At 67.5% G+C, this 24,420-nt stretch carries 24 protein-coding genes and 1 riboswitch; of the genes, 15 read left to right on the top strand and 9 right to left on the bottom strand.

What is annotated here, in order from left to right:
• Positions 1-83 precede the first annotated feature (83 nt).
• Complete coding sequence (locus tag ACIGKQ_RS03485) at positions 84-2,048, top strand: MFS transporter (protein WP_396572320.1); 1,965 nt, start codon at positions 84-86, stop codon at positions 2,046-2,048.
• A 3-nt stretch (positions 2,049-2,051) separates the two neighbouring features.
• On the top strand, positions 2,052-2,627 hold the full coding sequence (locus tag ACIGKQ_RS03480) for a DUF2771 family protein (RefSeq protein ID WP_235725870.1): 576 nt from the start codon (positions 2,052-2,054) through the stop codon (positions 2,625-2,627).
• Here ACIGKQ_RS03480 and ACIGKQ_RS03475 read toward each other — a convergent pair.
• Positions 2,605-3,018, bottom strand: a complete 414-nt coding sequence (locus ACIGKQ_RS03475) for a cold-shock protein (protein WP_287017065.1) — start codon at positions 3,016-3,018, stop codon at positions 2,605-2,607. The two genes, ACIGKQ_RS03480 and ACIGKQ_RS03475, sit on opposite strands and share 23 nt — an antisense overlap.
• A 236-nt stretch (positions 3,019-3,254) precedes the next feature.
• On the opposite strand from ACIGKQ_RS03475, the gene ACIGKQ_RS03470 reads away from it, so the two are divergent.
• The 5 genes from ACIGKQ_RS03470 (at position 3,255) to ACIGKQ_RS03450 (ending at position 6,438) form a co-directional block, all read left to right on the top strand.
• Positions 3,255-3,464, top strand: coding sequence for a hypothetical protein (locus ACIGKQ_RS03470; protein ID WP_235725869.1), 210 nt, complete (start codon positions 3,255-3,257; stop codon positions 3,462-3,464).
• Positions 3,465-3,478: 14 nt separating this feature from the next.
• Complete coding sequence (locus tag ACIGKQ_RS03465) at positions 3,479-4,009, top strand: flavin reductase family protein (RefSeq protein ID WP_266062713.1); 531 nt, start codon at positions 3,479-3,481, stop codon at positions 4,007-4,009.
• Positions 4,006-5,094, top strand: a complete 1,089-nt coding sequence (moaA, locus tag ACIGKQ_RS03460; RefSeq protein ID WP_235725868.1) for a GTP 3',8-cyclase MoaA — start codon at positions 4,006-4,008, stop codon at positions 5,092-5,094. Before ACIGKQ_RS03465 ends, moaA begins: the two co-directional genes overlap by 4 nt.
• Positions 5,095-5,096: 2 nt before the next feature.
• Complete coding sequence (locus tag ACIGKQ_RS03455) at positions 5,097-5,345, top strand: MoaD/ThiS family protein (protein WP_235725867.1); 249 nt, start codon at positions 5,097-5,099, stop codon at positions 5,343-5,345.
• Between the two features lie 225 nt (positions 5,346-5,570).
• Positions 5,571-5,781: riboswitch (cyclic di-AMP (ydaO/yuaA leader) on the top strand.
• A 6-nt stretch (positions 5,782-5,787) separates the two neighbouring features.
• Complete coding sequence (locus ACIGKQ_RS03450; RefSeq protein ID WP_235725866.1) at positions 5,788-6,438, top strand: transglycosylase family protein; 651 nt, start codon at positions 5,788-5,790, stop codon at positions 6,436-6,438.
• Positions 6,439-6,641: 203 nt separating this feature from the next.
• Here the strand turns inward: ACIGKQ_RS03450 and ACIGKQ_RS03445 are convergent, their stop codons facing one another.
• From ACIGKQ_RS03445 to ACIGKQ_RS03425, 5 genes are read right to left on the bottom strand one after another with little or no spacing between them, the layout of a single operon-like run.
• Complete coding sequence (locus tag ACIGKQ_RS03445; protein WP_396572317.1) at positions 6,642-7,145, bottom strand: DUF6328 family protein; 504 nt, start codon at positions 7,143-7,145, stop codon at positions 6,642-6,644.
• Positions 7,142-7,591, bottom strand: coding sequence for a molybdenum cofactor biosynthesis protein MoaE (locus ACIGKQ_RS03440; protein ID WP_235725864.1), 450 nt, complete (start codon positions 7,589-7,591; stop codon positions 7,142-7,144). Before ACIGKQ_RS03440 ends, ACIGKQ_RS03445 begins: the two co-directional genes overlap by 4 nt.
• Complete coding sequence (locus ACIGKQ_RS03435) at positions 7,588-8,088, bottom strand: molybdenum cofactor biosynthesis protein B (protein WP_396572314.1); 501 nt, start codon at positions 8,086-8,088, stop codon at positions 7,588-7,590. The genes ACIGKQ_RS03440 and ACIGKQ_RS03435 overlap by 4 nt, the downstream gene beginning before the upstream one ends.
• Positions 8,081-8,551 carry a cyclic pyranopterin monophosphate synthase MoaC gene (moaC, locus tag ACIGKQ_RS03430; protein WP_396572312.1) on the bottom strand — a complete coding sequence of 157 codons (471 nt, stop codon included), beginning with the start codon at positions 8,549-8,551 and terminating at the stop codon, positions 8,081-8,083. Before moaC ends, ACIGKQ_RS03435 begins: the two co-directional genes overlap by 8 nt.
• A gap of 34 nt (positions 8,552-8,585) precedes the next feature.
• Positions 8,586-8,774 (bottom strand): hypothetical protein, encoded by a 189-nt coding sequence (locus tag ACIGKQ_RS03425; RefSeq protein ID WP_235725861.1) that lies wholly within the window; start codon positions 8,772-8,774, stop codon positions 8,586-8,588.
• A 78-nt stretch (positions 8,775-8,852) separates the two neighbouring features.
• Here ACIGKQ_RS03425 and ACIGKQ_RS03420 point away from each other — a divergent pair, with 78 nt between their 5' ends.
• From ACIGKQ_RS03420 to ACIGKQ_RS03410, 3 genes are all read left to right on the top strand, one after another.
• Positions 8,853-11,192 carry a helicase-associated domain-containing protein gene (locus ACIGKQ_RS03420; RefSeq protein ID WP_396572311.1) on the top strand — a complete coding sequence of 780 codons (2,340 nt, stop codon included), beginning with the start codon at positions 8,853-8,855 and terminating at the stop codon, positions 11,190-11,192.
• A gap of 134 nt (positions 11,193-11,326) precedes the next feature.
• Entirely contained in the window at positions 11,327-12,523 is a 1,197-nt protein-coding gene (locus ACIGKQ_RS03415) for an RtcB family protein (RefSeq protein WP_235725859.1), read from the top strand.
• A 111-nt stretch (positions 12,524-12,634) separates the two neighbouring features.
• Positions 12,635-14,302, top strand: a complete 1,668-nt coding sequence (locus ACIGKQ_RS03410; protein ID WP_328713204.1) for a DNA repair helicase XPB — start codon at positions 12,635-12,637, stop codon at positions 14,300-14,302.
• A 55-nt stretch (positions 14,303-14,357) separates the two neighbouring features.
• On the opposite strand, the gene ACIGKQ_RS03405 is transcribed toward ACIGKQ_RS03410, so the two are convergent.
• On the bottom strand, positions 14,358-15,485 hold the full coding sequence (locus ACIGKQ_RS03405; RefSeq protein WP_235725857.1) for a hypothetical protein: 1,128 nt from the start codon (positions 15,483-15,485) through the stop codon (positions 14,358-14,360).
• A 53-nt stretch (positions 15,486-15,538) separates the two neighbouring features.
• Here ACIGKQ_RS03405 and ACIGKQ_RS03400 point away from each other — a divergent pair, with 53 nt between their 5' ends.
• Complete coding sequence (locus ACIGKQ_RS03400) at positions 15,539-16,741, top strand: pyridoxal phosphate-dependent aminotransferase (RefSeq protein ID WP_396572309.1); 1,203 nt, start codon at positions 15,539-15,541, stop codon at positions 16,739-16,741.
• Between the two features lie 28 nt (positions 16,742-16,769).
• Here ACIGKQ_RS03400 and ACIGKQ_RS03395 read toward each other — a convergent pair whose 3' ends face one another.
• Positions 16,770-17,753, bottom strand: coding sequence for an LLM class F420-dependent oxidoreductase (locus ACIGKQ_RS03395; RefSeq protein ID WP_235725855.1), 984 nt, complete (start codon positions 17,751-17,753; stop codon positions 16,770-16,772).
• A 109-nt stretch (positions 17,754-17,862) separates the two neighbouring features.
• Here ACIGKQ_RS03395 and ACIGKQ_RS03390 point away from each other — a divergent pair, with 109 nt between their 5' ends.
• The gene (locus tag ACIGKQ_RS03390; protein WP_266062664.1) at positions 17,863-18,519 is read left to right on the top strand and encodes a TetR/AcrR family transcriptional regulator; all 657 of its coding nucleotides are present in this window, start codon (positions 17,863-17,865) and stop codon (positions 18,517-18,519) included.
• 27 nt (positions 18,520-18,546) lie between these two features.
• Here ACIGKQ_RS03390 and ACIGKQ_RS03385 read toward each other — a convergent pair whose 3' ends face one another.
• Positions 18,547-20,211, bottom strand: coding sequence for a GMC oxidoreductase (locus ACIGKQ_RS03385; protein WP_396572306.1), 1,665 nt, complete (start codon positions 20,209-20,211; stop codon positions 18,547-18,549).
• A 301-nt stretch (positions 20,212-20,512) separates the two neighbouring features.
• Here ACIGKQ_RS03385 and ACIGKQ_RS03380 point away from each other — a divergent pair, with 301 nt between their 5' ends.
• The 3 genes from ACIGKQ_RS03380 to ACIGKQ_RS03370 are packed head-to-tail and all read left to right on the top strand — an operon-like array spanning position 20,513 to position 24,319.
• On the top strand, positions 20,513-21,091 hold the full coding sequence (locus ACIGKQ_RS03380) for a TetR/AcrR family transcriptional regulator (RefSeq protein ID WP_266062665.1): 579 nt from the start codon (positions 20,513-20,515) through the stop codon (positions 21,089-21,091).
• The gene (locus ACIGKQ_RS03375) at positions 21,081-22,622 is read left to right on the top strand and encodes an NAD(P)/FAD-dependent oxidoreductase (protein WP_266062666.1); all 1,542 of its coding nucleotides are present in this window, start codon (positions 21,081-21,083) and stop codon (positions 22,620-22,622) included. The genes ACIGKQ_RS03380 and ACIGKQ_RS03375 overlap by 11 nt, the downstream gene beginning before the upstream one ends.
• A complete protein-coding gene (locus ACIGKQ_RS03370) occupies positions 22,619-24,319 on the top strand; it encodes an FAD-dependent oxidoreductase (protein ID WP_266062667.1) in 1,701 nt (566 codons plus the stop codon). Before ACIGKQ_RS03375 ends, ACIGKQ_RS03370 begins: the two co-directional genes overlap by 4 nt.
• The last annotated feature ends 101 nt before the right edge of the window (positions 24,320-24,420 follow it).

Below are 24,420 nucleotides of genomic sequence, written 5' to 3'. Positions count from 1 at the left end.
GAACCCGCGCTCGCGGCACGGACCCGCCTCGCTGGTGGCGACCATCCGCGACTCGACGGCCACGATGAGGAACAATTGTCGGTGTGAACCGACCCAGTCCCCACTCCCCCCGCCGGGACGACGGTGACCCGACCCGCTACCAGGGTCGCGACGGCTTTGCGGGCAACGGCCACGATCGGCGCAGTCCACGACAGCATCCGGGTACGGCGAACTACCCCGCCGACGACGGCCGTTCCGGACGTGCGACCGGCCGCGGTGCTGCGCGGGGGCCCAACGATCATGCGTACCTCCCGCCCCGAACCCACAACCCGCATCTACCTCCGCTCGACGACGGGCACCCCGCCGCCGCGGGCGCCGAGCGCACACGGGCGATGCCGTCGACGGCGTCCACCGACCCGCGGATGCCCAAGAAACTGACCGTGGCCCGGGTTGCGGCGATGCGCAGCCGCGAGCTGACCGGGCGCGGTGTCGGCAAGATCTATCAGGCGGCCACCGCCGACGGCGCCGATCGATCCGGGATGACGGCACTCACGCTGCCCGTCATCGCGAACTTCGCCGTCGACGCGGCGATGGCGGTCGCCCTGGCCAACACGCTGTTCTTCGCCGCGGCGACCGGGGAGTCGAAGACCAATGTCGGGCTGTATCTGGCGCTGACGATCGCGCCGTTCGCATTGATCGCCCCACTCATCGGGCCGTTGCTGGACCGGCTGCAGCACGGTAGACGCATCGCCATGGCCACCACGTTCGGTTTGCGCGCGGTGCTCGCGTTGCTGATCATGGCGAATTCGTCGTGGGACAGCGCTACGCAGCAGTTGCAGTACGACCCGTGGGTGCTCTATCCGTGCGCGCTGGGTTTGTTGGTGTTGTCGAAATCGTTTGGTGTGCTGAAGTCGGCCGTCACCCCCAGAGTGGTGCCGCCGTCGATCGATCTGCCCCGGGTGAACTCCCGGCTCACCACATTCGGTCTGATCGGCGGGACGCTGGTCGGCGGGGCCGTCGCTGCGGTCTTCGAACTGTTGCTGGGCAAGGTGCTGCCGTTCCACATCCCCGGCGCCATGGTGTGGTTGGCCATCATCGCGGCGGTCGGCGCGTGGCTGTGCATGCGTATCCCGTCCTGGGTGGAGGTCACCGAGGGTGAGATCCCCACCACGCTGACCTACCACGGCGAGCCGGCGATGTCGCGGGCCCCCGAACACGATTCCGGCGGAGCCGGCGGATTACGCGGTGCGCGGGAGACGGCCAACGAACTCGCCCAGAAGATGCGGCAACCGTTGGGACGCAAGGTGGTCGCCGGCCTGTGGGGTAACGCGACCATCCGCATTCTCACCGGCTTCCTGACGCTCTACATCGCGTTCTACGCCAAGGCCCAACAGGATGTGCACTCCGACTGGACCCAGTTGGTGCTGTTGGGTGCGGTGGGCGCGGCGGCCGCGGTGGGCAACATGCTGGGCAACGGTCTCGGCACCCGACTGGAGCTGAAGAACCCACCGACCATTGTGGTCTGGTGCACCGCAGCCTGTTTCGTCGCGGCGGTACTCGCCGCCATCTTCGGCAGCATCGTGATCGCGACGGTCGCGGCGTTCGTCGCCTCGGGGACCAGCGCCATTGGCAAGGTGTGCTTGGACTCGTCGATCCAGGACGACCTCCCCGACGAATCGCGCGCATCCGCGTTCGGTCGGTCGGAGACGGTGCTGCAGTTGGGCTGGGTCTTCGGCGCGACGCTCGGCGTGGTGTTGCCGACCACGCTGTGGATCGGGTTCACCGTGGTGGCCGTACTCCTGGGCATAGGTCTGGTGCAGACGGTGCTGACCAATCGCGGTTCCTCGCTGATCCCCGGCATCGGCGGACGTCGACCCGACTACGCCGAACCGACGGTGGCCTTCGCCGCGATCGGCGACCCAGACCGGCCGTGGCGCCGGGGCAGCCACGGCTCGCCCTCGACGGCACCGACCCGCGCGCACCGGGCACCTCACGATCCTCGCCGGCCCGATCTCGACCCCGGCCGGACAACCCCTCCGACCAAACCCCACCACACAGGACGGCACTAGACGGTGAATCTCAGCAGTGCAGACAAGAAGGTCATGGCCATCATCGCGGCGGTGGTCGTCGCGTTCGTCGTGATCGTCGGCGGGGCCGTCGCGGTTCTCACCAAGGACACCTGGTCGGGCGATCACCCCGACGAAGATCCGTATCTGCAGCTCGCGGTGGGTGATCGCCTGGTGCGCGTGGAGCCGACCCGGATGTGTGATGTGTTCCTGCGCAACTGCGAACCAGAAGACCCCACCGCGATCGACGTGGCCCGGGTGCCGGTGCCGGTCGGCGAATCGATGATGTTGTCGGTGTCTCAGGACATCGCCGAATGGCCGTGGAACCTGGTCGTGCAGTATCTCACCCCGAGCGGGCCCGACGGCACGATCGTGCCGATGCGGTCCAATTCCACCTACACCACGGTGCTGCACTCCACCCCGGACCGGATCCTGATCGCGATCGAGGTGCAGCTGCCGTCGGTCGTCTCCGCCGGCGACGACACCGTCAGCATGCGCGGCTATCTCGCCGCGGACACCTCTCCGGAGGGCATGCAGTTGCCGGGCAGCGGCGCGGCGCTCAGTGCTCCAGCTCGCGGGTGACCGCGCGAACCACCTCGGAGATCCGCTGGGAGGTCTTGCGGTCGGGGTACTTGCCCTTGCGCAGTTCCGGCTGCACCGCACCTTCGAGCAAGGTGATCAGATCCGCCACCATGCCGTGCAGTTCATCGGGGGTGTGCCGTTTGGCGTCCTTGCGGGCCGCCTCGCGGGTGTTCTTCGCGACGCTGGGTGCGGGATCGAGCACAGCCACCTTGAGCGCCTGCGGTCCGCGGCGGCCGGCGGCCATCCCGAATTCGACGCGCTGCCCGGGCTTGAGCGTCTCCACGCCCTCCGGAAGCGCGGACGAACGGACGTAGACGTCCTCGCCGCTCTCTTGCGACAGGAAGCCGAAGCCCTTCTCCGCGTCGTACCACTTCACCTTGCCGGTCGGCACTGCGCTCACCCTCATCTGCGTTTTCGGACGTGTCATGACAAAAGCGCCCCTCACCTGACCCAGCAGCCGTCCCGAACCCGGGCCGGCCCTCCATCAGATGAGCAGAGGCGCCAATGAGGCACAGTCTAGCCAACGGCCGGCCCCACGGTCACATGGAATACCCACGACCGGCCGAGCCGAGCCGGCTTCTCGACGCACGCCGCCACCAGACGGCGCGGTGTTCTACCGTGGAGGACATGCAGAGTCACTCCACTCCCCGCCTCCTGCAGGCGGCCGGGGTCGTCTTCGCGATCGGGCTCGCCGCGATCGTCGCGTTGTTCGTGACGCCGCTGGTCACCGACGGCGACACGGCGCCGACCTTCGTGTATCTGCTGACGATGTGTGCCCCTGTCGGATTCATCCTGGGCATCGCGTTCGCGCTGCGATCGGGACGGAGGGCGCGGTGAGGGTCGACTCCGTGATGCCCGTCGCCGACGATCTTCGTCCGGCCGCCGATTCGGACACGCTCCGCCAGGCCTACGGCTGCTTCCCGTCCGGAGTGGTCGCGGTGGCCTGCCGGCTCCCCGACGAGAACGGTACCGCCGCTCCGGCCGGGATGGCCGCGAGCGCGTTCACCACCGTCTCCCTCGAACCGCCGCTGGTGTCGCTGTGTGTGCAGAACACGTCCACCACGTGGCCGCGATTGCGCACCGCGCCGGCCATCGGGGTCAGCGTGTTCGCCCGGGACCAGTCCGACCTCTGCCGGCAGCTCGCCGGGCCGGCGGAATCCCGGTTCGACGGCATCGCCCCGATCCGCACGGACGACGGCGCGGTCTTCATCCCGGACGCGGCGGCCAGCCTGTCCTGCTCGTTGTTCAACGAGATCCCCGCCGGCGACCACACCCTGGTGTTGCTGCGTATCGAGGCGCTGCGCTTCGACCCCGGCGTGGAGCCCCTGGTCTTCCACGCCAGCACCTTCCGCTCCCTGGAAGCACTTCGGGACGGCCGATGACCATCGTCGGACTCGGGCTCCCCACCACCCCGTCGGATCGGGTGGAGCCCACCGATGCGCCCACCACTGGCCCGCTGCGCGACCGCTTCGGCCGGGTGGCTACCGACCTACGCGTGTCGGTGACCGACCGCTGCAACCTGCGCTGTACCTACTGCATGCCCGCCGAGGGTCTCGACTGGCTGCCGACCGACGAGGTCCTGCGCACCGACGAACTGATCCGGGTGATGACGGTCGGGGTCCGGGATCTCGGCATCCGATCGATCCGGTTCACCGGTGGCGAACCGTTGCTGCGCCGCGACCTCGAGGATCTGATCTCAGCGATGTCGGCGCGCCCAGAGCGTCCCGAGATCGCGATGACCACCAACGGGCTCGGTCTGGCCCGCCGGATCGATGGCCTGGTGGCGGCGGGGCTGGATCGGGTGAATATCTCGCTGGACACGGTGGATGCGACGCGGTTCGCCGAGATCACACGACGCGACCGGCTGCACGATGTACTCGCCGGCCTCGCCGCTGCCCGGTCGTCCGGGCTCAGCTCGGTGAAGGTCAACGCGGTGCTTGCCGATCACGACGACCTCACGAGGCTGCCCCAGCTGGCTCACTTCTGCCTCGACCACGGATATCAGCTACGCATCATCGAGCAAATGCCACTCGACGCTGATCATCGGTGGGACCGCGCGTCGATGGTGACCGCCGATGAGATCCTCGCGAAGCTCAGAGCCCACTTCTCGCTTCGCCCCGATCCCCGACCGCGGGGTAGCGCCCCCGCGGCCACCTGGCTCGTCGACGGCTTCGACGTCGACGGTTCCCCGGCGCGCATCGGGGTGATCGCGTCGGTCACGCGGCCGTTCTGCGGTGACTGTGACCGCACCCGGTTGACCGCCGACGGCGCGCTACGCAATTGTCTGTTCGCGCAGGGTGAGACCGACCTCCGCGAGATCGTGCGCGGAGGGCTGACCGGCCACGACCTCGACGACGCGCTCGCCCGTCGCTGGCGTGGCAACACCTGGGCCAAGTCGGCCGGACACGGCGTGAACGATCCGGGATTCCTGCAACCGAGCCGGCCGATGTCGGCCATCGGGGGCTGACCGTGCACGTGACCATCCGCTATTTCGCTGCGGCGCGCGCCGCCGCCGGAGTGGAGTCGGCCGTCCTCGACGTGGACGACGAGGCGACTCTGGGTGATCTGGAGGCCGTGCTCGGCAAGGACAACCCCGACCTCGGACGGGTGCTCGAACGGTGCTCGTATCTGCGGGATTCGGTGGCGCTGTGTGACCGCGGGGCCCGGCTGGGTCGGTGCGACACTCTCGACGTGCTCCCGCCGTTTGCCGGTGGCTGACACCACATCTCGTGTGTGAGCTTAGTCACATAACGGAATGATTACGGCTAGGACACGACTCGACCATCAGGCCGTGAGCAGGCAGGACGCGAAATCTGAGTCGAAAGCTCCACTCGGACGCGGAAAACAGCCTTGCCAACAACGTGATTAGCAATGCGAGAAGTCGTAGTGTGACTCAACGACGCCCTCGGGGGGTCACGAGAAAGTAACCAAATGCATAACGTCGCATCGGCCGCGCCGAACCTCGCTCCACCGATGAGACGCACGAGAACGACATCTAGGAGCGAGGACGGGGGACCCACCTCCCGCAAGGGAACGGATGCCGATACGACGTCCTTGGGGTCAAGTCCCGCCAATGACAAGCGTCAACGGCGGGGCCGGGCACCTCTCGCCCGAACCCGACAGCTGACTTCGTAGGCGCGTGGAGAGAGGAAACGCAGCAATGTCCGGACGTCATCGCAAACCGACGACAGCCACCACCACCAAGACCTTCGCGAAGGTCGCGCTGACCGGGGCCGTCCTCGGCGGCGGCGCCGCTCTGCTGGGAACCGGAACCGCCAACGCGGCCACCGACGCCGAGTGGAACCAGGTCGCGCAGTGTGAATCGGGCGGCAACTGGTCGATCAACACCGGCAACGGCTACCACGGTGGCCTGCAGTTCAGCCCGAGCACCTGGAGCGGCTACGGCGGCGGCGAGTTCGCGCCGACCGCCGATCAGGCCACCAAGGAGCAGCAGATCGTCGTGGCCGAGCGTGTGCTCGCCGGCCAGGGCAAGGGCGCATGGCCGACCTGCGGCACCGGGCTGTCGGGCGCCACCCAGCGCTCCGCTCCGGCCGCACCGAAGCCTGCTCCGGTCCTGCCCAAGCTGCCCGAGCTGCCCGCTCCGTTCGATTGGGCCACCGCCCCCGACGCCGGGAGCACCGCGGATGTGAACAAGCAGATCGACCAGGCGCTCGGCCAGGCGATCGACAACAACCAGGTCACCCCCGAGGTACGCGACCTGTGGAAGGCCGCCAAGCAGAGCGGTTACGAGCTCACCCCGGATCAGATCGACCTGTTCAACCAGCACAAGGATCAGCTGCCGAATCCCTGATCGACAGCTGAGCACAGCCCGCACGGGCCCCTAGTCGAAGGGCCCCGCACGACGGCCACGCGCCCGTGCGGGGCCCTTGTCCATTTCTCGGGCTGGTGTGCCCGACCCACCACGGAGACGGTGCCCGATGGACGCGAAACGGCGCCCACTCGACGGGACGGGGCATGCGCCGATGTCGGCGAGATGGAACGGTCGAACTCGGGTCAGTCGTCGCCCAGGCGTCGGCGCTCGTTGAAGGGCAGCACCACCCACATACACACGAAGACGACGACAGCGATCACCGCTGCCGCCAAAGCGGCCCATCCGCCGAACACGATGTCGAAGATCACCGCGAGCACGCCGGTCAGTGCCATGCCGAGGAAAGTGATCCCGATCAGGGTCAGTCGATGCGCTCGGTGCACCAAGCGATCGATCGCATGCCGGCGGAACAACAGTCGATGCAGTGCGACCGGTGAGATCAGGGTGATGGTCGACAACACCGCGCACACCAGGCTGATCACGAAGATGTACTGCTGCCGCGAGGTGAGTTCCTCGAAGCCCTCCTGGAACGGGACGGTCAGCATCAGGCCGGTCAGGATCTGACCGCCGGTCTGCACAACCCGCAATTCCTGCAGCAGGCTCGCCCAGTTGCGGTCCAGCTGCTCGGTCCGGGTCTCGTTGCGTTCGGCGTCGCGCGGCGGTGTGGTCTGGTCGCGGTCGGCGGTCACGCCGACCCCACCCACTCGTCGGAGCCGTCGCCGAAGTGCTGATGCTTCCACACCGGCAGCTGTGCCTTCACCTGATCGACCAGTTCTGAGCAGGTCTCGAACGCGGCCCGACGGTGGTCGGCGGCGACGGTCACCACGAATGCGACGTCGCCGATCGCCAGGTCACCGACCCGATGTGACACCGCGACCGCCCGAACCCCCGCCGTCTGCGTCACGACGCCCTCAACCACCTGCCGCAGCACATCGGGAGCGGTCGGATGTGCCGAGTAGTCGAGTCGGGTCACCTCGCGGCCGCCGTCGTGATTGCGCACCGCACCGACGAATCCCACGACGGCGCCGGCACGTCCGCCGGCTGCCCGGGTGACGAGGTCCTCGTGCTCACCGAGTGCGATGGGCTCCGCAGCGAGTGCAGCCCGCACGACCTGTACCGGCGCGAAGTCGCTCACTTGTGATCGCCTCCTCGGATCTGGTCGAGTGCATGGTCGAGTACCCCGTCGAGCACCGACAAACCATCCCGAACTCCGCCGGGCGACCCCGGCAGGTTGATGATCAGGGTGGACCCGGCGACACCCGCGAGACCACGCGAGAGCACCGCGGTCTGCACCTTCGGCAATCCCGCCGAACGGATGGCACCGGCGAGGCCGGGAACCTCCAGATCCAGCACGCCCCGGGTCTCCTCGGGGGTGCGGTCGGTGGGCGACAGTCCGGTACCACCGGTCGTGATGATCACATCGGCATGAGCGTCCACGCCGGCGCGCAAGGCCGAACCGACCGGAGGCCCGTCGGAGACCACCCGGTGTTCCTCGACCACAAAATGTCGCGCGGTGAGCCACTCACTGATGATCGGGCCGGTTCGATCGGGATACTCACCGCGACTTGCACGGGTGGACGCGACCACGATCCGGGCGACCCGCGGATGGCCGCTGGTGGCGGGGTCAGTCACGGTGCCACGGTCCGGATTTCCCACCGGTCTTCGCCAACAGACGGATATCGGTCATGCTGGCCCGGCGGTCGACGGCCTTGACCATGTCGTGCAGGGTCAACCCGGTCACCGCGATGGCGGTCAACGCCTCCATCTCCACACCCGTCTGACCGCTGGTGGACACGGTTGCGGTGACGTCGATGTGGTCGTCGCCGATCGAGAAATCGACCTCCACCGACGACAACGCCAACTGGTGACACAGCGGGATGAGTTCGTCGGTCCGCTTTGCCGCCATGATGCCGGCGATTCGCGCGGTCGCCAGGACGTCGCCCTTGGGCAGCTTGCCGTCGCTGAGCAAACCGATGACCTCGGCCGTCGTTCGGAACCTGCCACCGGCGACCGCACGCCGCGTGGTGGCGGCCTTACCCCCGACATCGACCATGTGCGCCGCGCCGCTCGAGTCGATATGACTCAGACCGGTCATGTCGGGCGATCGGCCCTGGTCGGACACCCGCTTGTCAGCGGTTGACGACGGTCTTCGACTGCACGAAGGGAAGATCCTCGAGCGGGATCGGGAATTCGACATCGCCGAACGGTGAGAGCGCACCCGAGATGTGGGTGGCGAACTCCGATACCGCATGTTCGGCGGCGTCGCCGTTCCCGTCCTTCGGCCAGCCGTTGTCGACATACTTCTTCTTCTCAGCCACGCGCTCATTGTGCCATGCACCCCGGTGCGCCGTGCCGGCGAAACCGGCGCGACGTCGGCGCTCAGTAGAATCAGCCGAATGAGTGCGGATGACCAGGGACTGAGCCTGGCCGACGATCTGGCGCTGCGCAGCGACGACGAGCTGTTCGAGTTGCTCTCCGCCCGCCCGGATCTGGCGTCGCCGCCACCGGCGGGCACCGGGGTGCTGGCGTCGCGCGCGCTGGCCGCCGCGTCGTCGGCGCTGGTCGGCGAAGACCTCGACCTGCTCGACGTGGCGGTGCTCGAGGCCATCATCGGACTTGGTACCGGGTCATCGGGCCGCATCCCCGCCCCGACCTCGGTCGACGCTGTCGTCGCGGCGCTGTCCGGCCGCGCCGACGACGACGAGATCATCGCGCGCGTGCATCACCTGCGCACGCGTGCCCTGGTGTGGGGACCCGACGACGCGATCGTGTCCGGCGCACACGCGCCTGCGGCCCTCCCATGGCGGGCGCACCACCTCACCGGGCCCCTGGCACGGCAAACCACCGAGCAGTTGCAAGCCCGCCTGGACGGCCTCGACGAACGCCAACGCTCCCTCCTGGAAACCCTGTCCCGGGGACCCGCTCTCGGACGCAGCCGCGATGCAGCACCCGACGCCGATCCCGACCAGCCGGTGGCCCGGCTCATCGCCGACGGTCTGCTCGCCCGCGTCGACTCGCAAACCGTTGAGTTGCCACCGATGGTCGGGCAGCTCCTGCGCGGCGAGCCACCACTTTCCACCGCCGATCTCCGCAGACCGGCCCTGCACGATGCGGCGGCGAAGAAACGGTTCTCGCACGCCGCCATCGACGCCGCGGCCGGCGGCGAGGCGATCGAACTGATCCGGCATACCACCACGCTGATCCGCGCACTCGGGGCAACGCCGGCGGCGGTGCTGCGCAGCGGGGCCCTCGGGGTGCGCGAGTTGCGCAGGCTCGCCAAGGTGACCGGCCTGGAGCAACAACGCGTCGCCTTCGTCGTGGAACTCCTCGCCTACCTTCGGCTGATCGACGCCGGGTTTCCCGAACCGGCACCGGCCACCGACAACGGTGAACTCGCCTTCGCCCCGACCGCGACGGTCGACGCGTGGCTGCACCACACGCCGGACCGTCAGTGGGCGGCGCTGCTCGGGGCATGGCTGGACATGCCGCGCCGGGCGTGGCAGGTGGGTGAGCCGGACCGCGACGGCAATGCGCTCGCCGCCCTGTCGGGCGAACTCCACGACTCCTACGCCCCGCTGCAACGGCGCGCCATCCTCGAGACCCTTGCCGACGCCACCCGATCGCTTCCCGTCGGCATCGATGCCCTGGTCAGCGCGTTGCACTGGCGGCACCCGCGACAGATGCGCCGATACCCCCGACGGGTCGTCGAGGAGACGCTGCGCGAGGCACGCGAGCTCGGGGTGGTCGCCCACACCGCACTGACCGGGGTCGGACGCGCGGCGATCGACCCCGGAGAACCCGACAACGCGGAGTCACGTCTGCTCTCCGCGATGCGGGTGGCACTGCCCGAACCGGTCGACCACTTTCTCGCCCAGGCCGATCTGACCCTGACCGTTCCCGGGCCGATGACCCCGGACCTCGCCGAACAGGTGGACCTGGTGGCCGACCTCGAATCCGGGGGTGCGGCCTCTGTGTACCGCGTGTCGGAGAGCAGCGTGCGCCGCGCACTCGACGCCGGACGCAGCAGCAGCGAGTTGCTCACGATGTTCACCGCGCACTCCAGCACGCCCGTCCCCCAGTCCCTGACCTATCTGATCGAGGACGTCGCTCGCAAACACGGACAGTTGCGGGTCGGGGTGGCGTCGGCGTTCGTGCGGTGCGAGGACGCCACCACCCTGGCCGCGGTGCTGCGAAGCAACGCCGCCGAACACCTCGCGCTGCGGGCCTTGGCCCCGACCGTCGCGGTGTCCCAGGCGGATGTGCGGGAGGTGATCGACCGGTTGCGCGAGGCCGGATTCGCTCCCGCCGGTGAGGATTCCAGCGGAACCCTGGTCGATCTGCGGGAACGCGGCTCGCGGGTGAGTGTCACCCGGGCGCGCCGCCAACCGCAGCAGCGACGCCCGGTGGCATCGCCGGAACAGCTGCGTTCGGTCATCTCCCGGATGCGTTCGCAGGACCGCGCGGCGTCGGCGCGCCCCGCGGCGGCCGATCCGTCCGCAGCGCCGGTCCGCGCCTCCGGGGGCGGCGAATCTGCCACGGCGCTCATCCAATTGGCGCTGCGGGTCAACCGTCGGCTGCGGGTGGACTACGTCGACGCGCAGGGTTCGGCCAGTCGCCACGTGGTCACCCCACGCACCCTCGGCGCCGGTCAACTCATCGCCATGGATGCGGGAAGCGAGGAGGAACAACGCTTCTCGTTGCATCGCATCACCAGTGTCGAGCTCCTCGAGAGCTGACTCACCGGAGAACCGGGACACCACGCCGAAACTCTCTCGACCGGGCCGACCCACCAACGTACGGTGAGTGCGCCACCCCATCGAAGGGCGAGCCCGTCGCGTACCGCGGCAGGCCCCCGCGACCCAGGATCGTCATGAACACCCGCTTCCCCGTTGCCCTTTCGGGCGCTCGTGCGTCGACTCTACTGTGGACCGACGAGGAGTCGATCGAGCACGAGGCGCGCAACCAGCTGCGTCGCGTGTCCGCCCTGCCCTGGGTGCACGGGGTTCGTGTCATGCCCGACGTCCATGTCGGCAAGGGCGCCACGGTCGGTTCGGTCATCGCGATGCGCGACGCCGTCTGCCCGGCGGCGGTCGGTGTCGACATCGGGTGCGGAATGGCCGCGGTCCGGACCGACCTCGTCGCCGACGACCTGCCCGACGACCTGTCCGGGCTACGGTCGGCGATCGAGTCGAAGGTGCCGGTGGGATTCACCTCGCACGCCCGACCGGTCGATCTGCGCCCGTTGCAGGTCGGTGGCGGCTGGGGTGATTTCTGGCAGCGGTTCGACGAACTCCACGACGGCGTACAGAAACTGGATGGCCGGGCGCACAAGCAGTTGGGCACACTCGGCGGTGGTAACCACTTCATCGAGGTCTGTCTGGACGACGACGACGCGGTCTGGGTGATGTTGCACTCCGGATCGCGCAACATCGGCAAGGAACTCGCCGAACGCCACATGTCGATCGCGGCGAAGTTGCCCCACAACGCCGATCTACCCGACCGTGACCTCGCGGTGTTCCTCTCCGGCACAGCCGAGATGGATGCCTACCGGCACGATCTGGAGTGGGCGCAGGAGTACGCGGCACGCAACCGCCGGGTGATGCTCGCGCTGGTGTGCGCGGCCGTGGCGGAGACCTTCGCTGCCCGCACCGTCCGGTTCGACGACCCGATCAGCTGCCACCACAACTACGTGGCCGCCGAGTACATCGACGGCCTCGAGTTGTTGGTGACCCGCAAAGGCGCGATCCGGGCCGGCCACGGCGAGCTCGGGCTGATTCCCGGGTCCATGGGCACCGGGTCTTATGTGGTCCGCGGGGTGGGGTCGGCGGCGTCGTTCTACTCCGCGTCCCACGGCGCCGGTCGACGGATGAGCCGGTCCAGGGCACGCCGAACGTTCACGACCGAGGACCTCGTCGCGCAGACCACCGGCGTCGAGTCCCGCAAAGATGCCGGAGTCCTCGACGAGATCCCGGCGGCCTACAAGGACATCGACTCGGTGATCGCGGCGCAGACCGATCTGGTCGAGGTGGTCGCCCACCTGCGTCAGGTGGTGTGCGTAAAGGGCTGAGTGCCGATATCGGCTCCTGACCTGCGCTCGAGGGATATCCCCCTCGGCGGGCGTCGGGGGCCGACCTCGGCACCACTGACAGGAGTTGCGCCGATCTGGACAATGGATCGGGTGACCGATGGACCTTTGATCGTGCAATCTGACAAGACGCTGCTGCTCGAGGTGGATCACCCCGGCGCGCCGGCAGCGCGCGCGGCGATCGCCCCGTTCGCCGAACTCGAGCGTGCACCCGAACACATGCACACCTACCGGGTGACCCCGCTGGCGCTGTGGAACGCCCGCGCCGCGGGTCACGACGCCGAGCAGGTGGTGGACGCGCTCGTCACCCATTCGCGGTACGCAGTGCCGCAGCCGCTGCTCATGGACATCGTGGACACGATGGGCCGGTTCGGTCGGCTGCAGCTCGTCAAGCACCCGGCGCATGGACTGACGTTGGTCAGCCTCGACCGGGCGGTGCTCGAGGAGGTGATGCGCCACAAGAAGGTCGCGCCCATGTTGGGCGCCCGGATCGACGACGACACGGTGATCGTGCATCCCTCCGAGCGGGGTCGGCTCAAGCAGATCCTGCTGAAAGTGGGCTGGCCGGCGGAGGACCTGGCCGGCTACGTCGACGGTGAAGCCCATCCCATCGACCTACAGCAGGACGATTGGCACCTGCGCGACTATCAGCAGCTGGCCGCCGACTCGTTTTGGGCCGGCGGTTCCGGTGTGGTGGTGTTGCCATGTGGTGCGGGAAAGACCATGGTGGGCGCGGCTGCCATGGCCAAGGCCGGTGCTACAACGCTGATCCTGGTGACCAACACGGTCGCGGGTCGACAGTGGAAGCGCGAGCTGGTCGCACGGACCTCGTTGACCGAGGAGGAAATCGGCGAGTATTCGGGCGAGCGCAAGGAGATCCGTCCAGTCACCATCGCGACCTATCAGGTCATGACGCGCAAGTCGAAGGGCGAGTACAAGAATCTCGATCTGTTCGATTCGCGCGACTGGGGTCTGATCATCTACGACGAGGTCCATCTGCTGCCCGCACCGGTATTTCGTATGACCGCCGACCTGCAGTCACGTCGTCGGCTCGGACTCACCGCGACCCTGGTGCGTGAGGACGGACGCGAGGGCGACGTCTTCAGCCTCATCGGCCCCAAACGCTACGACGCCCCGTGGAAGGACATCGAGGCCCAGGGGTGGATCGCGCCGGCGGATTGCGTCGAGGTGCGCGTCACGTTGACCGACGAAGAGCGCCTGCAGTACGCGGTCGCCGACTCCGACGAGAAGTACAAGCTGTGTTCCACCGCCCACACCAAGGTCAACGTGGTGAAGTCGATCCTGGCTCGGCACAAGGAGTCTCAGACCCTGGTCATCGGCGCCTATATCGACCAGCTGGAAGAACTGGGCCGCGAACTCGACGCACCGGTGATCCAGGGATCGACCAAGAACAAGGAACGCGAGGCCCTGTTCGACCGATTCCGGTCGGGCGAATTGCAGACCCTGGTGGTGTCCAAGGTCGCGAACTTCTCGATCGACCTCCCGGAGGCGTCGGTGGCGGTCCAGGTGTCGGGCACCTTCGGTTCGCGGCAGGAAGAGGCGCAACGGCTCGGCCGGCTGCTACGACCGAAGAAGGGCGGCGGTCAGGCCCACTTCTACTCGGTGGTATCCCGCGACACCCTCGACGCCGACTATGCGGCGCACCGCCAGCGTTTCCTGGCCGAACAGGGCTACGCCTACCGGATCACCGACGCCGACGATCTGCTCGGACCGACCATCGGCGAGGAATCCGCGAGCTGATCGGTACCGGATGAGGTCCGGTCGAGGTCCCCGATGACACAGGGCTCGACCGGCCTCAGGGTTCGCCGAGGCAGTATCCGAGCGGGTTCGGCAGCGCGAAGTACACACCCAACTGGGTGCTGGCACATGTCGGCTGGCCCTGGGTTCGACTCTCGACCCGCAAGATCTCGGTGCCGGCCGCCTTGATCGCCCCGCATTCCACCTGCTGGTAGTCCGAGAGGCTTGCGGTCGGCAGCCCCCCGACCGGGATCTGATAGCACTCGCCCTGGGTCAGATTCGGGACCAGGCACAACTGCTCCCCGGTCTCCTCACCGTCGCGCAACCAGTACAGCCGCGAGTAGTCGTCGTTGGGGCAGGAGCCGCCGCTGATCTTCTGCGCCACGTAGAAGGTGAAGGCGCCCTCGGATCCGCAGTCCGCCTTGGCAGCGCTGATGTTGTCCTCGGCTTGGCTGCCGCTGATGGTGACGCAGTCGCCGACGGCGACGTCGTCGCTGTCGGTCACCGCATCGCGGGTCACGAACACGACGAGACCGATGATCACCACCAGCAACAGCAGGACGATGCCGATCACCCACCACAACCGCTTGCTGGACCGCTTACCCGATGCGGGTGACGGGTAGGCACCTGCCGGATACGGCTGGCCCGGATACGGCTGCTGGCCGCCAGAGTAGGGCGGTTGCTGCTGCCCCGGAAAGACTTGTTGTCCCGGATACGCCTGTTGTCCCTGATATGCCTGTTGTCCCGGATATGCCTGTGGGCCGGCGTCGGGCTGCTGCGATCCCGGATAGGGCGGTTGTCCACCCGCCTGCTCACCCGCGGGGTACTGCTGCGTGCCCGGATACTGCTGGCCGCCCGGATACTGCTGCGCGCCCGGATACTGCTGGCCGCCCGGGTACTGTTGTGCGCCCGGGTACTGTTGTGCGCCCGGGTACTGCTGGCCGCCCGGGTCCTGAACTGCAGGGTTCTGCCCACTCGGATACTGGCCGCCGGGGTACTGGGTACCGGGCGGATAGGACGGCTGTTGCGGCGATGGATATTGTCCGGCAGCAGATTCCGCGCCCGGATACTGTTGGGCGCCCGGATATTGTTGCGCGCCCGGCCCCGGCTGCGCGGCCGATTCGGTGCCCTGATTCTCCGGGCCGTCTGTCGAATCCGGATGGGGTGGTCCCGGCGGCGTTGTCATAGTGGCAGATGCTACCGCTGCCGACGCGGACTCGGGGCGATGCTGTCAACCCGATGACCGACGGGTGTGCCCGCGCCATCGAGTATGTCAGCCTGGACTGCGTGCGCACCGTTTCCCGCCTTAGTCCCTTCGGCACCACCGTCTTCGCCGAGATGTCGGCGCTGGCCGTCGAGCATTCAGCAGTGAATCTCGGCCAGGGCTTCCCCGACACGGACGGTCCGGCGTCGATGCTGGCTGCGGCTGCGCGGGCGATCGCCGAAGGCCACAATCAATATCCGCCGGGCATCGGCGTGGCCCAGCTTCGCCACGCAGTCGCCCGCCACCAGGATCATCATTACGGGCTCCGGTACGACCCAGACACTGAGGTGCTGATCACCGTGGGCGCCACCGAGGCGATCGCCGGTTCGGTGGTGGGACTCGTGGAGCCGGGCAGCGACGTGGTGATGATCGAGCCCTACTACGACTCCTATGCCGCCACCGTCGCGATGGCCGGCGGCAACCGACGCACCGTCCCGCTCGTCGGCGACGCGGACGGATTCCGGCTCGATCGTAGTCGGTTGGCCGAAGCGTTCACGCCGCAGACATCGATGATCCTGGTCAACTCACCGCACAACCCGACCGGTACGGTGCTCGCCGATGATGACCTCGCCGAGATAGCCCGGTTGTGCGCTGCGCACGATGTCGTCGCCGTGACCGATGAGGTCTACGAGCACCTGCTGTTCGACGGACGCGTGCACCGGCCGCTGGCCACCTTCCCCGGCATGCGGGAACGTACGTTGCGCATCTCAAGTGCGGCAAAGACGTTCAATTGCACCGGGTGGAAGGTCGGCTGGGTCAGCGGACCCGCCGACCTGGTGGCGGCCGCACGCGCAGCCAAGCAGTTCATGTCCTATGTCGGTTCGGGCCCGTTCCAGCCCGCGGTCGCCCATGCCCTCGACCACGAAATGGATTGGGTACGAGCATCTTCGGCCGAGCTGGCCGGCAAACGCGACCTGCTGTCGGCCGCGTTGCGCGATGCCGGGTTCGATGTGCATCGCAGCGAGGCGAGCTATTTCGTCTGCGCCGACCCGCGTCCGGTGGGTTATGCCGACGGAATCGAGTTCTGTCGCATGCTGCCCGAACGGATCGGCGTCGCGGCGGTGCCGGTCAGCGCGTTCGTCGACGACAAGTCCACATGGCGTCATCTGGTCCGATTCGCGTTCAGCAAGCGGGAGGACGTGATCGCCGAGGCGGCCCAACGCCTTCGACGACTCTGAGCCCGGCATCAACGCGGGGCCCGGGGCATCAACGCAAGGCCGGCATCACCTGGTGCTCGAACAGTTCCAGACTGCTGGTGTCGTGTGCGATGTCGGGGAAATAGAAGATTCCGTACGACATCCCGGCCTCGGACAGTCCGGACAGGTTCTCGATGACCTGCTCCGGCGTACCCACTGCGGGCATCCCGCGGAAGGCACTCATGGTCGCGTTCGCCACGTCGGCTGGCACGAATCCTGCCAACCGCGCCTGGAGCGCGTCCAGCCGCTGCGCCACCTCGGCGTCACTCTCGGCGATGATCACGTTGTAGTTGGCCGACCTGACGATCGAGTCGTAATCACGTCCCAGATCGGCACAATGCTGTTGCAGCACCGAGGACTTGTGGGCGAAGCCGTCCGGCGTCCCGTCGAAATTGGTGTAGTCGGCGTACTTCGCCGCGATCCGCAAGGTCTTGCGTTCCCCGCCACCAGCGATCCACAGCGGGAGTCGCCCGGCCTCCGGCTGCGGAGCGCAGATGGCGTCGTCGACCTGATAATGCCTGCCGTCCAACGTGGCTCGGCCCAGTTCCCAGGCCTGTTTCATGATCTGCACTCCTTCGTCCAGGCGTGCAAGACGCTCCCCGGCCGACGGGAAACCGTAACCGTAGGCGCGCCATTCATGCTCGTACCATCCTCCCCCGATACCCATCTGCACCCGACCACCCGAGATCAGGTCGGCGGTCGCCGCAACCTTCGCCAGGTACATCGGATTGCGATAGCTCATCGCCGTGCACATCTGCCCGATGTCCACTCGAGAGGTGGTCGCGGCGAACGCCGACACCAGCGTCCACGCCTCGTGGGTCGCCTCGTCGGTCGGCAACGGGACGGTGTGGAAGTGGTCATAGACCCAGATGGAATCCCATGCGCCGGTGTCGGCACGGCCGGCCAGGCCCGACATCACCGACCACTGGTCGGCCGGGGGTATCCCGGTCAGATCGAGTCGCCAGCCTTGGGGAATGAAGAGACCGAAGCGCATGACCACACGCTACCGTCGTGAGGGCGCGGCCGGCCACGGTCGCACACCCTAAACTGGGACGAGAGTCCGACAGCGGGGTCGGTCGGGGGCAGGCAGGAGAACGAGTCCGATGACAAAGGGCCGCAGCGAGCAGGTGGCGAACACCCGGGGTCTCCTGCTCCGCACCGCTGAACGACTGTTCGCCGAACAGGGCATCTCGTCGGTCTCCAACCGCCAGATCAGTGAGGCCGCCGGGCAGGGGAACAACTTCGCCGTCGGCTACCACTTCGGCGGCAAACTCGAACTGGTGCGGTCGATCCTCGCTCACCACAACGCGGCGATCGAGCCCATCCGGCGGACGATGTTGGCCGACCTCGGATCGACGGTCCAATTGCGCGACTGGATCAGCTGTCTGGTCCGCCCGCAGACCGACTACCTGGATTCACTGGGTGCACCAACCTATTTCGCGCGATTTTGCGCGCAAATCACCACCGACCCCCAATACGGTCGAACGCTGTATGAGCAGGCCGATATCTCCGACGAGCTGATCACGTTGCTCACCGGGCTCTATTCGGCGCTGCCCGCCCTGCCGCCGTCGGTCCTCGAGATCCGCGACACCATGGCCCGGAACATGATCGTGTTGACCCTCGCCGACCATGAGCGGGCGTGCGCCGATGGCGCCGCGACCCGCTCGTGGTCTGAGGTCTCCGATCAGGTCGTCGACGCTCTGGTCGGCATGTGGCTGGCGCCGGTCGTCGGACCATCCGACGACTCGTCGCCCGCCTAGTTCTCGCCTTGTGCCCCGCACGAAAGCTCAGATGATCGACCCCACATCGCACGCCACGATCTCGTCCAGCGCCCGCTCGGCCACGGCGGCGATCGTCATCGACGGATTGCATGCCGCGGTGTTGCCGGGGATCAACGCACCGTCGAGAACGTACAGACCGCGTTGACCGTGCACGCGACCCTCGAGGTCGCACACCGGCCCCATGTTCGCCCCTCCGAGCGCATGCCACGTCGAGGGCACCACCGCGTTGGTGTCGGTGAGGATCCCGGTGGGCCCGGCGATCGCGGCGGCCGTCGGGTGGATGGCACCGTTCTGAATCCGCGCGTCGCCCTCGTGTGGCCACCAGAGTTTGGCCTCCCCGGCAGCAGAGTCGTAGGCGAAGTGCCCACGCGCATCGCTCACTCCGAAACCAACCATCATCGTGCTGTGTGAGTCGAGACCGAAACCGGGTATGGCGGCTTGGATGACCGTATGGGCGCGGTCGGGATCAGACCAGTTGAGGCTGCCGTACACGACCGGGCCACCCTGCACTGCGCCGAAACCACCCGATGGGTCCGACCACAGGTAGATTCGATCGGCGTTGGTTCCCCACCCGTGCCCGAGTCCGTCGGGCAGGTCGCCGATCAATCCACGCGCCGACGCGCGCACCAGCAGTTTGGTGGTGTTGAGGCTGCCCGCGGCCATCACCAGTGCACCGGCGGTGAGGATCTTCTTCTCCCGCACGGTCCCGTCCGACGCGATGCGATCCACATGCACCGTCCACCGGCCGTCGCGTGCGCGAGCGACATCGGTCACCTCGTGCTGCGGGCGCACATCGACCAGTCCGGTGCGCTCGGCCGCGGCGAGGTAGGTGACGTCGACGGAATGTTTGCCTCCGTTGTTGACACCCATCGCGCCGGAACCGTCGGTGTAGGACGGCTTCATCTTGCCCTCGATCTCGGCGAGCGCATAGTCCCAGTCGATCGGCATGGGGATCTTGGACACCGGAAGACCGGCGGAACGGGCATGGCGGGCGAAGGTTCGCACCGCGCGGTAGTTCGGCGTGTTGATGAGTCGGTCCGGCGCGGTCTCGATCTGCAGCATCCGCGCCACGCGCGGGTAATGGATCCGATTCATCGTCGCCCAATCCAGCTGCTCTGGCAGCTGGGTGTTGAACACGTCCTGCGCCGGCTGCAACGTCATCCCCTGATAGACCAGTGAGCCTCCGCCGACGCCAGCCGCACACAGGGCGGTCATGTTCTGCCCGATGACCGTTTCGACCAGCCCAACATACGGGTCGAAAGGCATTGGCCTACCAAAAAGTTCCGGTTCCGAGCGATACCACAGCAGGCGTTTGTCCGGCTGGGTCGGATTCGGGAAGGTGGTGGCGTTGGGGCCGGTGCGCCATCGTCGACCTCGCTCCAGCACCACTAGCGGCACGCCTGCTTGCGACAGGCGAAGTGCGGTGACACCGCCTCCGAAACCCGACCCGATCACCACCACCCGGTGATCTTCCCGCGTCACTTTCACTCGGCGCACAGGCGCCGAGAACACTTGCCCCACATTCGATGAGGTTGCCGCGGCCGCCCCCACGGCCGCCACCCCACCGAGAAATGATCGACGTGCGATCACGTCAGCCCCCTCGAGCGTCTCGTCCTCGTGGGCCCACCTACGCGCGGCGGGCCGGGAGACATTGAAACATGTTTCAGTCATCCGACTCAAGGCTACGCGAGATCGCACGCGCTGACGCCGCTCGCTCGCGCGATGCCGCTGGAGGCACGCCATGCGGGCACGCGCATGTCCGGGAACATCACGACCCACGGGGGTCGGAGGGACAATCCAGATCGTCGCCCGCTGCGGTGATGTCGGCGGACACTTTCCGACGGCGCCAGGCCCGGCGGCGGCCTGGCTCGGCAGTTCAACGCGGAGATCGACGAGCACAGCAGCGCCGCCGAATCACGGAACTAAACAAGCAGTCTGGACTGTTTGTGATTTTCGCACTACCGTCACCGACATGACCGAGCACGAACCCGCTCCTACGCGAACCCAGGCACAGCGCACCGCGGCCACCCGCGCCAGGGTGCTCGACGCCGCCATCGACTCGCTCGTCGAGCTCGGCTATGCGCGCACGACGACGCAGGAGGTCAATCGGCGTGCCGGGGTTTCGCGCGGCGCTCTACTCCACCATTTCCCCACCCGTGAATCTCTGGTCGTCGCCGCCGTCGGCCATCTGGTCGAGGCCCGCATGACCGAGATCCTGCAGCGCCCGCGCACCGGCGGCGAAGACATCTCGGTGATCATCGAAGCCTTCAGCGGACCTCTGTTCGACGCGGCGCTCGAGCTGTGGGTGGCCGCCCGAACCGACGACGCATTGCGCACCGCCATGGCGCCCCTCGAGCAAAAGGTCTCCGACGCGCTCACCACGGGCAGCGAAGAGCTTTTCGGCGCGCGCTACACGCCCGATCAGATCGCATTGTCGGTGGAGCTCGCGCGTGGCCTTGCGGTCTCACGCATCCTGCGCACCCCAGACTCCGACCGCGCCTTCACCGACCGCGTGCTCACCACTTGGAAGGACATCCTCGATGCCCAGTGATCCCACTCCGATACCTCGCTGCGACCGGCTACCCGACCGCGTCGACGTCCTCGTCGTCGGCGCCGGATTCGGCGGCCTGGCAGCCCTGCATCGCCTGTCCGTCGACCACCCCGATCTGAACGTTCTCGCTGTCGAGCGCGCCGAGGGCGCGGGCGGGGTGTGGCGCGCCAACGACTATCCCGGAGCCGCGTGCGACGTCCCCACTTCGCTGTACTCGCTGTCGTTCGCACCGAATCCCGACTGGTCACACACGTACGGGCGCCAGCACGAGATTCGCGACTACCTGGTGGGCGTTGCGGCCCAGTTCGATGACCGCATCCGTTACCGCTGCGCGCTGCTGGATGCGCAGTGGGATGACGCCGCAGGTGAGTGGTCGGTCACCACCGAACTCGGTGGTCTTCGGTGCCGGTTCCTGGTGGCTGCCCCCGGCGCGCTGTCGGCGCCGGGAGTCCCCGATCTGCCGGGGTCAGAGACGTTCGACGGTCACGTATTCCACAGCGCGCGCTGGGATCACGAGCACACCTTGTGGGGCCGTCGGGTCGGGATCGTCGGCAGCGGCGCCTCGGCGGTGCAGATCGTCCCGGAGATCGTCGACGAGGTGGAGCACCTGGTGGTCTTCCAACGCACACCCGCGTGGGTCGTGCCGCGCCTCGACCGCCGCATCGGACGAGCCGAGCAGGAACTGTACCGACGCATTCCCGCGGCGCACCGCCTGATGCGCAGGATGGTCCATCTCTACCGCGAGTCCTATGTGATCATGATGGCGCGGCGTCCGGAGTTGCTGCCGATCGCCACGGCGATGGGTAAGGCACAGCTGCGGCTCCAGGTGCGCGACCGCACGCTGCGGCAGCGACTGACCCCGCGATACACCATCGGGTGCAAGCGCATGCTGCTCACCAACAAATGGTTTCCCGCGCTGCAGCGACCCAACGTGACGGTCACCGGCGCGCTGACGGCGTTGTCCGACGGTGGCGCGATCGACGACTCCGGAACAACGCACGAGGTCGACACACTCATCTATGCCACCGGTTTCACCCCCACCGAACCACCCATCGCCCAGCACATTCGCGGGCGCACCGGCGCCACGCTCGCCGAAACCTGGGCCGGATCGCCGTCGGCCTACCGTGGCGTGTCGATCCACGGGTTCCCCAATCTCTTCTTCCTGTACGGGCCCAACACCAACCTCGGGCACAGCTCGATCGTGTTGATGCTCGAACCACAGGCGCGCTACGTCAGTACCACGATCGCCCACCTGCGCACCGCCGGCATCGACACCGTGGAGGTGCGGGCCGACGCCCAGCATCAGTACAACTCCCATCTCGACGACGAACTCGCCGGAACGGTCTGGAACACCGGCGGCTGCGCCAGTTGGTACATCGACTCGTCCGGCCGCAACTCGGTGATGTGGCCGACGTTCACGAACACCTATCGACGGCTGATGTCACACTTCGAGCCGCTCGATCACCGTCTGGGTCGTCGCCACGGTGCGACTGCCGGCCAATCGGCGCGCGAAGCTGAGGTCGGCCGATGACGACTCGCGACGACCACTACGACGTCCTCATCGTCGGTTCGGGATTCGGCGGCTCGGTTGCGGCGCTGCGCCTGGCGGAGAAAGGCTACCGCGTGGCGGTGCTGGAGGCGGGACGACGATTCGCCGACCATGAACTCCCCAAGACGAGCTGGCGCATCCGGGACTATTTGTGGGCACCGGCACTCGGATGCTATGGCGTACAACGTATGCACCCACTTCGCGACGTGCTCGTGATGGCCGGCGCGGGAGTCGGTGGCGGGTCGCTGAACTATGCGAACACCCTGTATCGACCGTTGCCCGCGTTCTTCGACGACCCGCACTGGGGCGCCATCACCGACTGGGCGAGCGAACTCGACCCGTACTACGACCAGGCGGCGCGCATGCTGGGCGTGACCACTTTTCCCGACACCACCGCCGCCGACGAGGTGATGGCCCAAGTCGCCGAGGAAATGGGCGTCGGTGACACCTTCGTCCGCACGCCGGTCGGTGTGTTCTTCGGAGAACCGGGCAGCACCGTCGCCGATCCCTACTTCGGCGGTGCAGGACCTGACCGCACGGGGTGCACCCAATGCGGTTCATGCATGACAGGGTGTCGGGTGGGCGCGAAGAACACTTTGGTCAAGAACTACCTACATCTGGCGGAAGGCCTCGGCGCGCAGATCATCCCGATGACAACGGTCGTCGGCGTGCGACACCAGACTGTGGGCGGTTACGAGGTCGACACTCGTCGGACGGGCGCGAAAGTCCGTCGCCGGCGACGCACCTTCACCGCCGATCAGGTCGTCTTCGCCGCTGGCACCTACGGCACCAACAAATTGTTGCTGTCCATGCAGCGCTCCGGCAACCTGCCGAGGCTGTCGGGCCGCCTTGGAAAGGTGGTGCGCACCAACTCCGAAGCAGTCCTAGCCGCCACCGCACGCGACACCACCACCGACTACACCCGCGGCGTCGCGATCACCTCATCCTTTCACCCCAACGACCACACCCATATCGAACCGGTCCGCTATGGCAAGGGCAGCAACCTGATCGGCCTGCTCCAGGCGATCCTGGTGGACGGCGACGGCCGCACACCGCGCTTGCTCAAGGCGATACTCGCGATGGCCGCGCACCCGGCCACCACGGCACGGTCGCTGTCGGTGCGCCGTTGGTCGGAACGGACCATCATCGCACTCGTCATGCAGACCATCGACAACTCGATCGAACTGTTCGCGGCGGGCACCGGGCCGGTGCTTCGAAGCCGGCCCGGCGACGGTGACCCGCCACCGAGATGGATTCCCGAGGGGCACACCGCCGTCCGGTCCGCCGCCCGACAGATCGACGGAGATGCGGGCGGTTCGCTCGTCGACCTGCTCAACATCCCGATGACGGCACACTTCCTCGGCGGTTGCGCCATCGGCGCCTCCCCTGAGGACGGTGTGGTCGACGCCTACCATCGCGTCTTCGGATATCCGGGACTGCACGTGGTAGACGGTTCGACCGTGTCGGCGAATCTCGGAGTCAATCCGTCATTGACCATCACCGCACAGGCCGAGCGCGCAATGGCGCTGTGGCCCAATGCCGGAGAATCCGACCCTCGCCCACAACTCGGATCGGACTATGTGCCCGTGGAAGCGGTCGAACCATATCGCCCGGCCGTGCCACCATCGGCGCCGGGTGCACTCCGTCTGCCGATCACTCCGGTGCAGCGGTGGGCGTGATCGGCCGGCCGGCCTGGATACGCCGCCCGACCTGACGGATCGGGGCGTACGGTGTCGCGTATCGCGCACCACGAGGGTTGTTGTGCAACCGATGTGGCCGT

Source organism: Gordonia sp. NPDC062954 (assembly GCF_044543825.1).
In the GTDB taxonomy this organism is placed as follows: Bacteria; Actinomycetota; Actinomycetes; order Mycobacteriales; family Mycobacteriaceae; genus Gordonia; species Gordonia tangerina.
This window is presented reverse-complemented; position numbering and strand designations above follow the sequence as displayed.

Excerpts from the sequence above, each read along its gene's own strand:
- ACIGKQ_RS03470 (WP_235725869.1), top strand. The coding sequence starts at position 3,255 with ATGCAGAGTCACTCCACTCCCCGCCTCCTGCAGGCGGCCGGGGTCGTC.
- ACIGKQ_RS03400 (WP_396572309.1), top strand. The coding sequence starts at position 15,539 with ATGACCGACGGGTGTGCCCGCGCCATCGAGTATGTCAGCCTGGACTGC.
- ACIGKQ_RS03375 (WP_266062666.1), top strand. The coding sequence starts at position 21,081 with ATGCCCAGTGATCCCACTCCGATACCTCGCTGCGACCGGCTACCCGAC.
- ACIGKQ_RS03450 (WP_235725866.1), top strand. The coding sequence starts at position 5,788 with ATGTCCGGACGTCATCGCAAACCGACGACAGCCACCACCACCAAGACC.
- ACIGKQ_RS03395 (WP_235725855.1), bottom strand. The coding sequence starts at position 17,753 with ATGCGCTTCGGTCTCTTCATTCCCCAAGGCTGGCGACTCGATCTGACC.
- ACIGKQ_RS03370 (WP_266062667.1), top strand. The coding sequence starts at position 22,619 with ATGACGACTCGCGACGACCACTACGACGTCCTCATCGTCGGTTCGGGA.
- moaC (WP_396572312.1), bottom strand. The coding sequence starts at position 8,551 with ATGACCGGTCTGAGTCATATCGACTCGAGCGGCGCGGCGCACATGGTC.
- ACIGKQ_RS03390 (WP_266062664.1), top strand. The coding sequence starts at position 17,863 with ATGACAAAGGGCCGCAGCGAGCAGGTGGCGAACACCCGGGGTCTCCTG.
- ACIGKQ_RS03405 (WP_235725857.1), bottom strand. The coding sequence starts at position 15,485 with ATGACAACGCCGCCGGGACCACCCCATCCGGATTCGACAGACGGCCCG.
- moaA (WP_235725868.1), top strand. The coding sequence starts at position 4,006 with ATGACCATCGTCGGACTCGGGCTCCCCACCACCCCGTCGGATCGGGTG.
- ACIGKQ_RS03465 (WP_266062713.1), top strand. The coding sequence starts at position 3,479 with ATGCCCGTCGCCGACGATCTTCGTCCGGCCGCCGATTCGGACACGCTC.
- ACIGKQ_RS03420 (WP_396572311.1), top strand. The coding sequence starts at position 8,853 with ATGAGTGCGGATGACCAGGGACTGAGCCTGGCCGACGATCTGGCGCTG.
- ACIGKQ_RS03380 (WP_266062665.1), top strand. The coding sequence starts at position 20,513 with ATGACCGAGCACGAACCCGCTCCTACGCGAACCCAGGCACAGCGCACC.
- ACIGKQ_RS03385 (WP_396572306.1), bottom strand. The coding sequence starts at position 20,211 with ATGACTGAAACATGTTTCAATGTCTCCCGGCCCGCCGCGCGTAGGTGG.
- ACIGKQ_RS03415 (WP_235725859.1), top strand. The coding sequence starts at position 11,327 with ATGAACACCCGCTTCCCCGTTGCCCTTTCGGGCGCTCGTGCGTCGACT.